Source organism: Mesorhizobium sp. M1A.F.Ca.IN.020.03.2.1 (assembly GCF_004023205.1).
Classification (GTDB): domain Bacteria; phylum Pseudomonadota; class Alphaproteobacteria; order Rhizobiales; family Rhizobiaceae; genus Mesorhizobium.
This window is the reverse complement of sequence record NZ_RZSV01000142.1, coordinates 1-14968: the sequence shown is the minus strand read 5'-3', so window position 1 is coordinate 14968 and position 14968 is coordinate 1. Positions and strand designations below refer to the sequence as shown.

Below are 14968 nucleotides of genomic sequence, written 5' to 3'. Positions count from 1 at the left end.
GACCTGCGAGCCGCGGTGCCGGAAGACCGGCCGCTGCTTATCCTGCCCGGAAAACGCGCGCTGGTGCCGACCGGGCTGATCGTGGAAATCCCGGAAGGCATGGAAGGCCAGGTGCGGCCGCGCTCCGGCCTCGCCTTCAAACATGGGCTGACCGTGCTCAACACGCCCGGCACCATCGACAGCGATTACCGCGGCGAGGTGAAAGTGCTGCTCGTCAATCTTGGCGATGAGGACTTCGCGGTGACGCGCGGCATGCGGATCGCGCAGATCGTGTTTGCGGCAGTCACGCAGGTGGCCAGCGAAGAACGGGCGCTCGCCGGCGGCACGGCGCGCGGCGCCGGCGGTTTCGGATCGACCGGCACCGCATAAATGCACGTCCCAAAACTGGTCATCTTCGATTGCGACGGGGTTCTGGTCGACACCGAGAACCTTGCCAATCGGCGCCTCGCCGACTGGCTTTGTGAAGCGGGCTTTCAAACCACATTCGAATATTGCCGCAAGATCTTCTCGGGCCGCAGCATGGCCTCGGTGCAGAAAGAGATCGAAGAGGCGACCGAGGCCCGGCTCGGCGCCGACTTCGTCGAACGCTGGAACGCCGGCCTGCCGGATCTATTCGCGCATGGCGTCGAGGCGATCCCTCACGTGCGCGATTTCATCGAAAAGGTGCGCGCCGCCGGTATTGCCTATTGCGTCGCCTCGTCGGCGCGGGTTTCGAAGATGCATATCACGCTCGGGCAGACCGGCTTGTTGCCGCTGTTCGAGCACGCCATGTTTTCCTCGACCATGGTCGGGCGCGGCAAGCCGTTCCCGGACCTCTTCCTGCATGCGGCAAAGACGATGGGCTTCGCGCCGGTCGACTGCATCGTCATCGAGGACAGCGTCGCCGGCACCCAGGCCGGCATTGCCGCCGGCATGCGCGTGTTTTCCTATCACGCCGATCCATTCTCGGACCGCGACGGGCTGGCGGGCGCCGGCGGGATCCTGTTCGACGACATGCGGGACCTCGCAGGACTGGTGCCGATCCTTTGATCGGACACTGGAGCGGTTCCGCTTTCGTCGAATTGCCGACCCGCTCTATGATTTAGTTTACGCAATTCCGGACGGAAAACTGGTTCACATTCTTCCTGGAATTGCTCCGGGCTGTGCGGCGAAATCTTCCGTGCTAGCGTGCAGCCGTCAAACAGCCGGCGGCTCCCACCCCATGAAATTCACCCTGCTTCGCCTCGCCCTCGCTCTTGTGCTTCTGTTATGGTTTTGGGGCCCGGCGAGCGCGGAAAATGTCAGCTTTCCGGACTTTGCCAGCGCCATCCCGGGCCACAAGGACGTCACCTATCTCGATCTGGCCAGGATGGTCATCCCCGATCTGGCGTTGAACGCCGATGGCTTCTACCACGGCGGCTTGCCGATCGAAATGCGCCATGTCGCCGGTCCGGACAGCGGTGGCTCGCCGCCTGAGACATCAAGCCTGCCCAATGCTGCGGTGCTGGCCATCAAGGCCGGCGGCAAGGACCGGCTGACCATGTTGTTCGATCTCGGCGACTCTCCCGACAGCGCCGAGGGCTATGCGATGCTGGCGCTCTACGATCTGACCGGCGGCAAGCCGGCGCTGCTCGACGCGGTCAATGTCGCCGTCGATCGCAGCACCTATTTTCGCGAACCGAACAAACTGTCGGTCGGCGCCGGTGACGATATCCTCATCACCATGAGCACGCATTTCAATTCGAGCCAGGGCTATGTGATCACGCCGTTGATCATGGTGCGCAACGACAAGTTCGAACTGATCGACATGATCTACACGTTCGATGAAAGGCTATGCACCTACAGCCGCAAGCAGGACATCGCTTTTAAGGCCGTTGCCGACGGCCGGCCGCATGAAGCCGTCAAGGTGACGGTGACCGACGCCACGATACCAAGCGGCGAAAGCTGCGACGATGAGGCGCCCGAGGCGTCCTCGAAGGACATTTCAGCCATCTATCATTGGGATAAGAAAACGTCGCGCTACGTGGCGGGTTCAGACGCCCTCAAACGGTTGTCAGCAGAGAACGAGAAACGCTTCTGAGCCGAGCGCATTCGTTTGCCCGAGCGGGGCGACCGCGATAAATTCCCGGCACGACCCATGATTGAGGACCCGCCATGGACAAGGGCAAGATTTTTCGCGATCTGCACGCCTCGACCTTCGTCATGCCCAATCCCTGGGATGTCGGCACCACTAAGCTTTTGGCTTCCTTCGGCTTCAAGGCGCTGGCCACGACCAGCGCCGGCTTCGCCTTCTCGCGCGGCCTGCCCGACGGCGCCGTGACGTTCGAGGCCATGATCCACCATTGCCGCGAAGTGACGGCGGCAACCGACCTGCCGGTTTCGGCTGATCTCGAGCGCGGCAAGGGCGACAGCGCCGAGCAGGCCGCAGAAACCATCTTCGCGGCGGAAGCCGCGGGCCTTGCCGGCTGCTCGATCGAGGACCATACGGGCGATCTAGAGTATCCAATCTACGAGTTCTCGCATGCAGTCGAACGCGTCGCCGCGGCCGCCGAGGCGGCGCGCGCCTTGAAGCACGATTTCCTCTTCACCGCGCGGGCCGAGAATTTCCTTTGGGGCAAGACCGATCTCGACGACACGATCAAGCGTCTGCAGGCTTTCGAGAAAGCCGGCGCCGACGTGCTCTACGCGCCGGGCCTGAGCGACATCGACACCGTGCGGACGGTCTGCTCCGCGGTCAGCAAGCCGGTCAATGTCATGGCGCGGCCCGGCTTCACCGTGGCCGACCTTGCCGCGGCCGGGGCCAAACGCGTCTCGCTCGGGCCATGGCTGACGAATTTCGCCTTTGGCATGCTGGAAACCGCTGCGCGGGAAATCCAGCAGGACGGCACCTTCGGCTTCACCCGTTCGGCGATGCCGTTCGGCAAGCTGCAGGCGCTGTTCCGCGGGGGCGGTACCGAGCAGGATTAGAGCGTTCAGCGTTTCACGGAAACACCGAACCGCTCTATCCCCTTGTTGCGCATTTCCGGACGGAAAACCGCTACGCGCTTTTCCTGGAATTGGGCTGGACCGGGTCCCGCGCCGAAACCGCCTTGTGCAGACGCACCATCATGGCGGCGGCAAAGAGCGGGGTCAAAAGGTTGAGCAGCGGCACGGCAAGGAAGACCGCGATCAGCAGTCCGGCCAGGAATACCGTGCCCGCATACTTCCGGCGCAGCGCCTTGGCTTCAGCCTCGGGGCGGAAGCGCATGGCGGCGAACTCGAAGAATTCGCGACCCAGCAGATAGCCGTTGACGATGAAGAAGGCGGCGAGGTTGATGCCCGGCACGAGGAGCAGCAGTAGGGCGACGATGTTGCCGAGGATCACGACGCCAAAGAATTTTATCGCCAGCGCCAGCGACTGCAGCACCGGCACGGCGCGGCCGGGCAGATCGCCGGGATAGTCGGTGCGCTCGACCACCTCGGCGATATCGTCGAGGAACAACCCTGCGACGATCGCCGTCACGGGTGCCACGAGCAGCGCCATGCCCATTGTCAACAGGATGCCGGCGATGATGCCGCTCAGCCATCCTGCCCAGGACGGCAGGCCGGGCACAAATGCCTGCAGCCACGGCCATGCCAGCCATTCGAGCAGGCTCTCGATGCCGAACCACAGCGCCACCAAGGCGAGCAGCGTCAGGCCCAGCGTCTTCAGAAAGACGGAGCGGAATTCAGGTGAGAACAGCCGGCTGGCGGCGGCGCGGGCGGCGTCGAGGATCACGGCAGGTCCAAGCCCTTACAGAGGAGCGACGATCCCGAGATAGGCGGGCTTGCTAAGCGGCGCAACTAAGCGCGTCGCGTCGACGCGCCTTAGGTTTTGTCTCGATGCATGTCGTTCTCCCAAAACCGCCATGCACTTTTGGGCGACATGCATTATTGCGCAAGCTTGGCCTGTCTGGCCGGAATGGTCATGGCCGCGACGCCAACGACGACGAAGCCCATGCCGAACCAGGCGCTCGGCCCGAGGCTTTCGCCCAGAAAGACGGCGCCGATGCCGACGCCGATCGGCACGCGCAGATAGGCCTGCGAAGTGGTGCCGACCGAGCCCAGCGTGTGGATGAGCCGGAAGAAGATCGAAAAGGCGAGCGCGGTGGAGAAGACCGAAAGCCCGAAGAGCGCCAGGATCGATTCCGTCGACGGCGTCAACGTCCAGGGCCGGTCGAAGACGAGGCTCAAGGGGATCAGGATCGCGGCGCCGCAGACCATCGAGCCGGCGGCCGGCACCATAGGATCCAGACCTCTGAAGTTTCGGCCAAAGATGGCGGCACCGGCATAGCAGACGGTGGCTGCGACGACCGCAAGCTGCGCCCAGAGCTGATGGCCGATGCCGCCAAGCGCCTCGGTGCCGACGATCAGGCAAATGCCGGCGATGCCGGCGCCGACGCCGACCAGCTTGCGCAATGTCACCGGCTCGTGGCGGGTGATCAGCGCCGTCAGCAGAAAGGTGAAGATCGGCGACGTCGCGTTGAGGATCGTGGCAAGGCCGGCGTCGATCGAACGTTCGGCGGCGGCGATCAGCGTGAACGGGATGACGCTGTTGAGGCAGGCCTGGAACATGAAGCGCCGCCACATGACCACCTCCCGCGGCATGACAAGGCCGCGCCAGCGGATGAGGCCAAGCAGAATGCCGCCGGCGATCAGCGTGCGCCCGGCGATGAAGGTCACTGGCGGGATCGTCTCGACGCCGATCTTGATGAAGGTGTAGGAGGCACCCCACAACACCGCCAGCAGGCCAAGCAGCGCCAGCTCGGTCGTCATCTCGGTCTTATCGGACATGGGATTTCGCGCTTTCAGCCTGTTTCGACGGCCCGTTCTAGCTCACACCGCGGCTTAGATGTTTCGATGACGCTCCAACCATAGCCGCCGTCGCCTCTAACGATATGGTCCAGTTCGGCGCGACGGCTGCCGCAGCAACCGGGCCGGAAGTCGGCGAAGCGGAAACCGGTGCCGATTTTCGGGGTAGGCAAAGCGGCTGCGAGCCGCTAGACCCGCGCGCGGCCGGCGTGGCAGAAAGCCGGACAGTCGTTGGCGGAGACATTGATGCCGGAATATGACGTGCTTTGCATCGGCAATGCCATTGTCGACATCATCGCGCAATGCGACGAGGCCTTTCTGGAAACCAACGGCATCATCAAGGGCGCGATGAACCTCATCGACACCAGGCGCGCGGAGCTCCTCTACAGCCGCATGGGACCGGCGATCGAAGCTTCAGGCGGTAGCGCCGGCAACACGGCGGCGGGCGTGGCGAGCTTCGGCGGCCGCGCCGCCTTTTTCGGCAAGGTGTCGAACGATGCGCTCGGCGACATCTACAGCCATGATATCCGCGCCCAGGGCGTGGCCTTCGACACCAAGCCACTGCAAGGCGAGCCGCCGACGGCTCGCTCGATGATCTTCGTCACGCCGGACGGCGAGCGCTCGATGAACACCTATCTCGGCGCCTGCGTCGAGCTGGGGCCGGAGGACGTCGAGGCCGACAAGGCGGCCGGCGCCAAGGTCACCTATTTCGAGGGTTATCTGTGGGATCCGCCGCGCGCCAAGGAAGCGATCCGGCAGACCGCGAGGCTGGCGCATGCGGCGGGGCGCGAAGTGTCGATGACGCTGTCGGATTCTTTCTGCGTCGACCGCTACCGCGACGAGTTCCTCGATCTGATGCGCTCCGGCACGGTCGACATCGTCTTCGCCAACAGCCACGAGATCAAGTCGCTCTACCAGACCGCTTCCTTCGAGGACGCGCTGGCGGCGATACGCAAAGATTGCAAGATCGCCGCCGTTACTCGCTCGGAAAAGGGCTCGGTGATCGTGCGCGGCGACGAGACCGTCACTATTCATGCGACCACAATCAAGGAACTGGTCGACACGACCGGCGCGGGCGACCTTTATGCCGCCGGTTTCCTCTATGGATACACGACCGGACGCAGCCTCCAGGGGTGCGGCGACCTCGGCTCGCTGGCGGCCGGGCTGGTGATCCAGCAGATCGGCCCGCGACCGCGCCAGAATCTGCGCCGCGAAGCGGAACAGGCGGGCCTGCTTTAGTTCCGCGGCGTCATCCCGGTCGGGCGCCAAATGAACCCGGCTGTCGCGCCGCTGTCATAGATCGCTCCTAGAGGCACATTGGGCGTTCCGCGACTGACATTTCGGGCGCCCGCAGCAGTTGGGGTGTCAAAAATGCAAGACAGCAACCTTCACGGTCGCTGCGTCCGTCACCATTGCGATAGCCGCTTTCCGCTGTAGCCGTTCAACGACGGCCCAGTTTGGGAGAAGCGCGGCCCCGCAAGACAGATGCATGACCAGATTTCAGAATCCGCCTGAAGGAACTTCGCAAGACGCCTTGGCCGGACTTGTGGCCGAGGCTGTGCGACAGGCTTTGATGCAGCATGGCGTCCTAAAGGACGCGGAGGCGCTGATCTGCGCCACCGCGATGGCCGGCGGTGTTGCCGCCGCCCTTCCGTTCCTGCCGCAGGCGCAGCGGCTTGCCATCACCTCCTTCAAGGGCAGCTGGACCGGGCTCGCCTCCGAATTCTTCCGCGCGATGGCGGAGAAGATCGCGCGCGCCGAGCCGCGCGACGCAGGCAGCAGGGACGAAAATCCGAAGATCGGGGCCGGCAAGCCCATCCCGCGGCCCTTTGCCGAGCGGGTCTCCGAGCTGCAGTCGATGCTGATCGAAGACTGGGCCGGCGAGGTCGCCGGGTCGACCTATCTGGAAGAGAAGTTCCGTATACCTCGCTCGACGCTGCACCGCTGGCAAAGGCGCGCTGAGGTCGTCGCGCTGCGCAAAGGCGGCCGCAAGCATGTCTTCCCGCTCGCCCAGTTCATCGACGGCAGGCCGGCCCCCGGCATAAGCGAGGTGTTGGCGGCCATCACCAATCCGAGATTGGCCTGGTTCTGGCTCGCTCATCCCTGCCCCGAACTGGATGGCCGCGTCCCCATCGAAATGCTGCGCGAGAGCTCGGCACGTTGAAGACCTACACCGAAACGCGCTTCAACTTCGGTGACAAGAACCTGGTCACCTCCAACGGTGAGGTTGACACCAACCCCGCTGCCAACAAGGCGCCCGACCTGCATTTCGCCTGGATCCAGCTCGGCGGCCTGCGCGTCGGTAAGGACGAAACGCCTTATGACCAGTTCATCGGTTACGCGGGCAATGTCATCCAGGACACGATCATTCCGTACGGCGTCAAGGACACCAACGTCGTCAGCTACTACTTCGATGTGGACGGCGGCTTCTCGGGCGTCATCTCGCTCGAAGAGGGCTCCGGCGTGACCGGCACGATCGACAGCTACGTTCCTCACGTCGTCGGCGGCTTGAAGTACAAGGGCGACTGGGGTGCGATCACCGGCGTCGTCGCCTATGACAGCAATTACGAGGAAGTCGCCGGCAAGGTTCGCTTGGACGTCAATGTCAGCAAGGAACTGACTTTGTTCGTCATGGGCGGCTACGGCACCGACGACAACCTCAATGACAATGCCGGCAACGCCATCGATGCCAGCGGTCGCGGCTTATACAAGCCGTGGGGCGGCAATTGGGCCGTCTGGGGCGGCGGCACCTACAAGTTCAACGACAAGACGGCGTTCAATCTCCAGGCTTCGGCCGACGACGACAAGAACTACGCTTTGGCGGCGAACGTCGCCTACACCATCGTGCCGGGCTACACGATCACGACCGAAGTCGACTGGAACCACTTCGGCCACTTCTACGACGGCACTCCGTTCGGCAACTGGACCAAGGCCGACAAGAAGGACAGCGTCGGCGGCATCGTCCGCTTCCAGCGCAATTTCTGATCGAAAGCTGCGACCCAAACAGAAAGGCCCGCGGCATCGCCACGGGCCTTTTTGCTTTTGAGTTCGGCAAAGGGCGGGGCGCGGCGGCCGCCCGTCAATTCCCCGCCGTATAGGCCGCGATCGCCGCCATGTTGACGATGTCTGAGTCCTTGGCGTTGAGCGAGACGATCTGCACCGGCTTGTTCAGACCGACCAGCAGCGGGCCGATGACGGTCGAGCCGCCGAGTTCCTGCAGCATCTTGGTCGAGATCGAGGCCGAGTGGAAGGCGGGCATGACCAGCACATTGGCCGAACCGGTCAGCCTGATGAACGGGTACTGCGCCATGGCGCGCGGGTTCAGCGCCACGTCGGCGGCCATCTCGCCGTCATATTCGAAGTCGACGCGGCGCTTGTCGAGGATGCGCACCGCCTCCTGCACCCGCTCGGAGCGCTCGCCCTGCGGATGACCGAAGGTGGAGTAGGCGAGCATGGCAATCCTCGGCTCGTAGCCCATGCGGCGGGCAAAGCCGGCCGCCTCCTCGGCGATGTCGGCGATCTGCTCGGCATTCGGCATGTCGTGCACGGCGGTGTCGGCAACCAGCACGGTGCGACCCCTTGCCAGCACGATCGAAACGCCGATCACGCGGTGGCCTGGCTTGGCGTCGATGACGCGGCGCACGTCGTCGAGCGCGGTGGAATAGTTGCGGGTCACGCCGGTGACGATGCCGTCGGCGTCGCCCAGCGCCACCATGCAGGCGGCGAAATGGTTGCGGTCGTTGTTGATCAGGCGCTGACAGTCGCGGAACAGGTAGCCCTTGCGCTGCATGCGTTCGTAGAGATAGTCGGTGTAGATCCCATTGCGGCGCGACAGCCTGGCATTGATGATCTCGAGGCCTTGCTTGTTGAGTTCGATGCCGGCGTTGCGGGCATTCTCCTTGATGACGTCGTCGCGGCCGAGCAGGATCGCCGTGCCCAGCCTCTGGTTCACATAGGAGACGGCGGCGCGCATCACCTGCTCCTCCTCGCCTTCGGCGAAGACGATGCGCTTGGGCTGGCGGCGGACGCGGTCGTAGATGCGCTGCAAGGTCGAGGCGATCGGATCGCGGCGGGCGGAGAGCTCATGCGCGTAGCGGTCGAGATCGAGGATCGGCTTGCGGGCGACGCCGGACTCCATCGCGGCCCTGGCCACGGCAAGCGGGATCGCCGAGATCAGGCGCGGATCGAAGGGCACCGGGATGATGTAGTTGGGGCCGAATTTCGGCCGGTTGCCCTGATAGGCGGCGGCGACGTCGTCGGGCACGTCCTGGCGCGCCAGCTCGGCGAGGGCGCGTGCGGCGGCGATTTTCATCTCGTCATTGATGGTGGTGGCCCTAACATCCAGCGCGCCGCGGAAGATGTAGGGAAAGCCCAGCACATTGTTGACCTGGTTCGGGTAATCCGAGCGGCCGGTGGCCATGATGGCGTCGGTGCGGATCTCGCCCACTTCCTCGGGCGTGATCTCCGGATCCGGATTGGCCATCGCGAAGATAATCGGGTTCTTGGCCATCGACTGCACCATGGCGGGGGTCAGCGCGCCCTTGGCGGAGAGCCCGAGAAAGACGTCGCAGCCGTCAAGCGCCTCGGCGAGGGAGCGCGCCTCGGTCTTGACCGCATGCGCCGACTTCCACTGGTTCATGCCTTCGGCGCGGCCCTGGAAGACCACGCCCTTGGTATCGCACAGGATGATATTTTCCGGCGAAAAACCCATCGCCTTCATCAATTCGATACAGGCGATGCCCGCTGCGCCCGCGCCGTTGCAGACCATTTTGGTGGTCTTCATGTCGCGGCCGGTGATCTCCAGCGCGTTGATCAGCCCGGCGGCCGAGATGATGGCGGTGCCGTGCTGGTCGTCGTGGAAGACGGGGATGTCCATCAACTCGCGGAGCCGCTGCTCGATGATGAAGCATTCCGGCGCCTTGATGTCCTCGAGATTGATGCCGCCGAAGGAAGGTCCGAGGAAGCGCACGCAGTTGATGAATTCGTCGGCGTCCTCGGTGGCCACCTCGAGGTCGATCGAATCGACATCGGCGAAGCGCTTGAACAGCACCGACTTGCCTTCCATGACCGGCTTCGAAGCCAGGGCGCCGAGATTGCCAAGACCGAGGATTGCGGTGCCATTGGAGATGACGGCGACCATGTTGCCGCGCGTCGTATAGTCGAAGGCGCGGCTTGGATCCTCCGCGATTGCGCGCACAGGAACGGCGACGCCCGGCGAATAGGCGAGGCTCAGATCGCGTTGCGTGGCCATCGGCTTGGTGGCGACGATCTCCAGCTTGCCCGGCCGACCCATGGCGTGGAATTCGAGCGCCTCCTGCGCGCTGACGGAGGGCCCGCTGCTTTCGGTTTTCCTGGCCATGATGCTTTTGATTTCCTCGCCTGTGCGGCACCGCTTGGGACGGCTGCTTGCTTATGGTTCCCACCGATTAAGGCTACACGCGGCGACTGTAAACCGACAAGCCGGGCGAAGCTGCTTCAACACAGAAGGCCGGCAATGCGGCGGACCGATTGACGGCGAGCTGGCAGCATGGCTCGCGCTTTCCCCTGCTTTTCGAGCCTCCGGCATTAAACCGCCCTGCCACATCTGCTAGCGTTCGGGCATGAACATGCACATGCCGACCGATACCGACGCCCAGGAAACGACGACGCCGGCGCCCACCATGGGCGGCGTCACACCGATGATGGAGCAGTATATCGAGATCAAGGCGGCGAACCCGGATTCGCTTCTGTTCTACCGCATGGGCGATTTCTACGAGCTGTTCTTCGACGACGCCGAAAAGGCGAGCCAGGCGCTCGGCATCGTGCTCACGCGGCGCGGCAAGCACCAGGGCCACGACATCCCGATGTGCGGCGTGCCGGTGCATGCGGCGGACGATTATCTGCAGAAGCTGATCGCGCAGGGCTTCCGCGTTGCCGTGTGCGAGCAGATCGAGGACCCGGCGGAAGCCAAGAAGCGTGGCTCGAAATCGGTGGTGCGCCGCGACGTGGTGCGGCTGGTCACGCCGGGCACCATCACCGAGGACAAGCTGCTTGCACCCTCGGAGTCGAGCTTCCTGATGGCGCTGGGGCGAGTGAAGGGCGGCAATGCAGCCAGCCAAGGCAGTTTCGCGCTTGCCTGGATCGACATCTCGACGGGCGCGTTTCGGGTGGCTGAAACCTCGGCCGAACGGCTGCTTGCCGACATTTTCCGCGTCGATCCGCGCGAGCTGATCGTCGCCGAGCCGGTGTTCCATGACGCGGAGCTGCGGCCGGTCTTCGACGTGCTCGGCCGGATCGCCAACCCGCAGCCGCCATCTTTGTTCGATTCGGCATCGGCCACGGGCCGCATAGCCCGCTTCTTCGAGGTGGCGACCCCGGACAGTTTCGGCACTTTTTCGCGTGCCGAGCTGTCGGCGATCTCGGGCGCCATCGCCTATGTCGAGAAGACGCAGAAGGCCGAACGGCCGCCGCTGTCGCGGCCCGAGCGCGAGGAGAACGGCTCGACGCTTTTCATCGACCCGGCGACGCGCGCCAATCTGGAACTCCTGCGCACGCTATCCGGCAGCCGCGAGGGCTCGCTGTTCAAGGCGATCGACCGGACCGTGACCGGGGGCGGGGCGAGACTGCTCGCCGACCGGCTGATGGCGCCGCTGACCGACCCGGCATTGATTTCCGCTAGGCTGGATTCGGTGTCGTTCTTTCGCGCCGAAGCGCGGCTTTGCCAGGGATTGCGAACGAGCCTGAAAAGTGTCGCCGACATGCCGAGGGCGCTCTCCAGGCTGGCGCTCCACCGCGGCGGCCCGCGCGACCTTGGCGCGCTCAGCGCCGGCTTCGAGGCCGCGGGCGCGATCGCCGCACTGTTTGCGACGACGGCGCTCCCCGCCGAACTCGCCGCGGCGCTCGCGGCGATCCATGGCTTGCCCAAGGCGCTCGCCCGCCATCTCGGCGAGGCGCTCGACGACGAATTGCCGCTCATCAGGCGCGACGGCGGCTTCGTGCGATCAGGCTACAATGCCGAACTCGACGAGATGCGGGCGTTGCGCGATGAGTCGCGAAAGGTGATCGCCGGGCTGGAGCGCTCATTGATCGAAGAGACCGGCATCCGCTCGCTGAAGATCCGGCACAACAATGTGCTCGGCTACTATATCGAGGTGACGGCCAACCATCATTCGATCATGACCGGCAGCGACGCTGCGAAGGCGCGCTTCATCCATCGCCAGACCATGGCCAACGCCATGCGCTTCACCACGACGGAACTGGCGGAGCTGGAATCGAAGATCGCCAATGCCGCCGATAAGGCGCTGAGCATCGAGCTTGCCACCTTCGACCGGCTGACGGCGGAAGTGGTGAGCGAGGCCGACAGCATCCGCGCCGGGGCCGAGGCACTTGCAGTCCTCGACGTATCGTCGGCCTTGGCGCTGCTGTCCGAAAGCGAGGGCTGGTGCCGGCCGGTCGTGGATTCCAGCCTCGCCTTCGAGATTGCCGGCGGCCGCCACCCGGTGGTCGAACAGGCGCTCAGGCGATCAGGCGAAGGTCCGTTCGTCGCCAATGACTGCGACCTCTCGCCTGAAAACGGGGCAAAGGCCGGCGCCATCTGGCTGCTCACCGGCCCGAACATGGGCGGCAAGTCGACCTTCCTGAGGCAGAACGCGCTGATCGCCATCCTTGCCCAGACCGGCTCCTTCGTGCCGGCCGAAAGCGCCCATATCGGTGTCGTCGACCGGCTGTTCTCGCGCGTCGGCGCCTCGGACGATCTCGCGCGCGGCCGCTCGACCTTCATGGTCGAGATGGTCGAGACCGCGGCGATCCTGAACCAGGCGGGGGAGCGGGCACTGGTCATCCTTGACGAGATCGGCCGCGGCACCGCGACCTTCGACGGTCTGTCGATCGCCTGGGCGGCGGTCGAATATCTGCATGAGAAGAACCGTTGTCGTGCGATCTTCGCCACGCATTTCCACGAGATGACGGCGCTGGCCGGCAAGCTTTCGCGGCTCTCCAACGTCACCATGCGGGTCAAGGAATGGGAAGGCGACGTCGTCTTCCTGCACGAGGTCGGCAAGGGTGCCGCCGACCGTTCGTACGGCGTGCAGGTGGCTCGGCTCGCCGGACTGCCGGAAGCGGTGGTGGCGCGCGCCAAGCAAGTGCTGCACCAGCTCGAGGAAGGCGAAGTTTCCGGCAAGACCAACCGGCTGGTCGACGATCTGCCGCTGTTTTCGGTGGCGGTGAAGCGCGAAGCGCCGAAGCCGGCGAAGAACGATGTCCTGGGCGAAGCACTGGGCGCGATCAATCCGGACGAGATGACGCCAAGGGAGGCGCTGGAGGCGCTCTACAGGCTGAAGGGGCTGGCGGCGAAATAAGGCTTTCCAGCGTCATTGCCAGCGCGCCTAGATCATCTCCAGCCCGCGCTTGCGCGTCGGCGGCGGGAAGGCGCGGTCAAGTTCGGCAAGGTCTTCCGCCGTCAGGACGATGTCGAGCGCCGCAGCATTCTGGCGGACGTGCTCCTGCCGGCTGGCCTTCGGGATGGCAACGACGCCTTTCTGCGTCATTACCCAGGCAAGCGCGATCTGCGCGGCGGTGGCGTTGTGGCGGGCGGCAACGGCGTCGAGTCTGGCGTTGCGCGCCAGCGCGCCCTGCTCGACCGGCGAATAGGCCATCAGCGGGATGCCGCGCTCAAGGCTCCAGGGCGCGAGGTCGAATTCCGGACCGCGCCGAGAGAGATTGTAGAGGACCTGGTTGGTTTGGACGTGGGCGCCGGAGGGTAGGCCGACCAGTTCCTCCATCTCGTCGGTATCGAAATTGCTGACGCCCCAATGGCGGATCTTGCCGGCCGCCTTCAAGGCCTCGAAGGCTCCGATCGTTTCCGACAGCGGCACGCTGCCCGGCCAGTGCAGCAGATAGAGGTCGATGCGGTCGGTGGCGAGCCGTTTCAGACTGTTCTCGCAGGCCCGCTTGACGCCGGCGCGCGAGGCGTTGGACGGCAGTACCTTGGAAACCAGAAAAGTCTCGTCGCGGCGTCCGGCGATGGCTTCCGCCACCACCTCCTCGGCGCCGCCGCCGGCATACATTTCCGCCGTATCGATAAGCGTGATGCCGAGATCCAGCCCAAGCCTCAGCGCCGCGACCTCGTCGGCGCGGCGCCGGCCGTCCTCACCCATCTTCCACGTGCCTTGACCCAGCACCGGAACGGCTTCGCCTGACGGCAGGAAAGTGGTTCTGATTTTAGAAGACATGGCCCGCTCCGCGTGAGGCTGGATCGCAGCACAAGCATGGCCGAAAATCCAGGCCGAAGTCCTCGCCTTCGTCCGGGATTTCCGGCGCGGGGAACTAGTTCACCGGATGCTTGGCAAGCCAATCCTGCATTTTTTTGATCTCGGCTTCCTGCGCCTTGACGACGTTCTCGGCGAGCTTGCGGATTTCCGGGTCCTTGCCGTTGGCGATCACCACCTTGGCCATGTCGATGGCTCCCTGGTGATGCGGGATCATGCCGCGGACGAAATCGACATCGGCATTGCCGGTGTAGTTGAGCATCATGTCCTTGTGCATCTTGTCCATGGCCGCCTTGTAGCCAGCGGTTGCGGGGCTGTCCGCGCCCATGGCCATCCCGAACATGTCGTGCTTCATTTCGTCCGATTGCGCGGGCACGCTTTCGAGGAACACCGCGATCAGCATTCCCGCCGCCATCAGCAGCAGCACAATCTTCTTGGCCAAGGTCATCCAATATCTCCTGTTGAATGGAATGTCGTATTTGGGGGCGTCGCTCAGAGTTTCAACGTTCTCAGCCGCAGCGCGTTGCCGATCACCGAGACCGACGACAGGCTCATCGCCGCCGCTGCGATCATCGGCGACAGAAGCATACCGGTGAGCGGGTAGAGCACTCCGGCGGCGACCGGCACGCCGAGCACGTTGTAGAGGAAGGCGAAGAACAGGTTCTGGCGAATGTTGCGGATCGTCGCCTGGGCCAGTGTGCGGGCTCTGACGATGCCGTTGAGATCGCCCTTGACCAGCGTGATGCCGGCGCTTTCGACCGCGACGTCGGCGCCGGTGCCCATGGCGATGCCGACATCGGCTCCGGCAAGCGCCGGCGCATCGTTGACGCCGTCGCCGGCCATGGCGATGCCGGCGCCCCTGGCGCGCAGTTCGTCGACAAGTGCCGCCTTCTGATCCGGCAGCAGCCCGGCGC

At 64.5% G+C, this 14968-nt stretch carries 13 protein-coding genes and 1 pseudogene; 8 read left to right on the top strand and 6 right to left on the bottom strand.

All coding sequences use genetic code 11. The features are described 5' to 3' along the window. The 4 genes from dut to EOA79_RS20925 form a co-directional block, all read left to right on the top strand. Window positions 1-369: dUTP diphosphatase (dut, locus tag EOA79_RS20940; protein WP_128293238.1), on the top strand; the 369-nt coding region annotated here is incomplete at its 5' end. Then, window positions 370-1029: an HAD family phosphatase gene (locus tag EOA79_RS20935; RefSeq protein WP_095824298.1), complete on the top strand. Its 660-nt coding sequence runs from the start codon at window positions 370-372 to the stop codon at window positions 1027-1029. A gap of 172 nt (window positions 1030-1201) precedes the next feature. Continuing rightward, entirely contained in the window at window positions 1202-2059 is an 858-nt protein-coding gene (locus tag EOA79_RS20930; RefSeq protein ID WP_095824299.1) for a hypothetical protein, read from the top strand. A gap of 74 nt (window positions 2060-2133) precedes the next feature. Beyond that, window positions 2134-2946, top strand: coding sequence for an oxaloacetate decarboxylase (locus tag EOA79_RS20925; RefSeq protein WP_095824300.1), 813 nt, complete (start codon window positions 2134-2136; stop codon window positions 2944-2946). 70 nt (window positions 2947-3016) lie between these two features. Here EOA79_RS20925 and EOA79_RS20920 read toward each other — a convergent pair whose 3' ends face one another. Further along, complete coding sequence (locus EOA79_RS20920) at window positions 3017-3736, bottom strand: sulfate transporter family protein (RefSeq protein WP_095824301.1); 720 nt, start codon at window positions 3734-3736, stop codon at window positions 3017-3019. A gap of 152 nt (window positions 3737-3888) precedes the next feature. Further along, entirely contained in the window at window positions 3889-4791 is a 903-nt protein-coding gene (locus tag EOA79_RS20915; protein ID WP_067324322.1) for an EamA family transporter, read from the bottom strand. A 264-nt stretch (window positions 4792-5055) separates the two neighbouring features. Between EOA79_RS20915 and EOA79_RS20910 the strand changes: the two genes are divergently transcribed. The 3 genes and pseudogenes from EOA79_RS20910 to EOA79_RS20900 all read left to right on the top strand — a co-directional run. After that, window positions 5056-6048 carry an adenosine kinase gene (locus EOA79_RS20910; protein ID WP_127335519.1) on the top strand — a complete coding sequence of 331 codons (993 nt, stop codon included), beginning with the start codon at window positions 5056-5058 and terminating at the stop codon, window positions 6046-6048. Between the two features lie 250 nt (window positions 6049-6298). After that, window positions 6299-6973, top strand: coding sequence for a hypothetical protein (locus EOA79_RS20905; RefSeq protein ID WP_095799246.1), 675 nt, complete (start codon window positions 6299-6301; stop codon window positions 6971-6973). Continuing rightward, window positions 6958-7794: pseudogene (locus EOA79_RS20900) on the top strand (porin); the annotation flags it as partial. The gene EOA79_RS20905 and the pseudogene EOA79_RS20900, both read left to right, overlap by 16 nt. Before the next feature lie 94 nt (window positions 7795-7888). On the opposite strand, the gene EOA79_RS20895 reads toward EOA79_RS20900, so the two are convergent. Continuing rightward, window positions 7889-10168: an NADP-dependent malic enzyme gene (locus tag EOA79_RS20895; RefSeq protein WP_095824302.1), complete on the bottom strand. Its 2280-nt coding sequence runs from the start codon at window positions 10166-10168 to the stop codon at window positions 7889-7891. Window positions 10169-10409: 241 nt separating this feature from the next. Here EOA79_RS20895 and mutS point away from each other — a divergent pair, with 241 nt between their 5' ends. After that, window positions 10410-13145 (top strand): DNA mismatch repair protein MutS, encoded by a 2736-nt coding sequence (gene mutS, locus EOA79_RS20890; protein ID WP_095824303.1) that lies wholly within the window; start codon window positions 10410-10412, stop codon window positions 13143-13145. Window positions 13146-13172: 27 nt separating this feature from the next. On the opposite strand, the gene EOA79_RS20885 is transcribed toward mutS, so the two are convergent. From EOA79_RS20885 to EOA79_RS20875, 3 genes are all read right to left on the bottom strand, one after another. Continuing rightward, window positions 13173-14018: an aldo/keto reductase gene (locus tag EOA79_RS20885; RefSeq protein WP_067324312.1), complete on the bottom strand. Its 846-nt coding sequence runs from the start codon at window positions 14016-14018 to the stop codon at window positions 13173-13175. Window positions 14019-14112: 94 nt separating this feature from the next. Beyond that, window positions 14113-14502 carry a DUF305 domain-containing protein gene (locus tag EOA79_RS20880; RefSeq protein WP_095824304.1) on the bottom strand — a complete coding sequence of 130 codons (390 nt, stop codon included), beginning with the start codon at window positions 14500-14502 and terminating at the stop codon, window positions 14113-14115. Window positions 14503-14546: 44 nt separating this feature from the next. Beyond that, window positions 14547-14968 (bottom strand): HAD-IC family P-type ATPase (locus tag EOA79_RS20875; protein WP_128293237.1); only part of this gene is annotated, 422 nt, incomplete at its 5' end.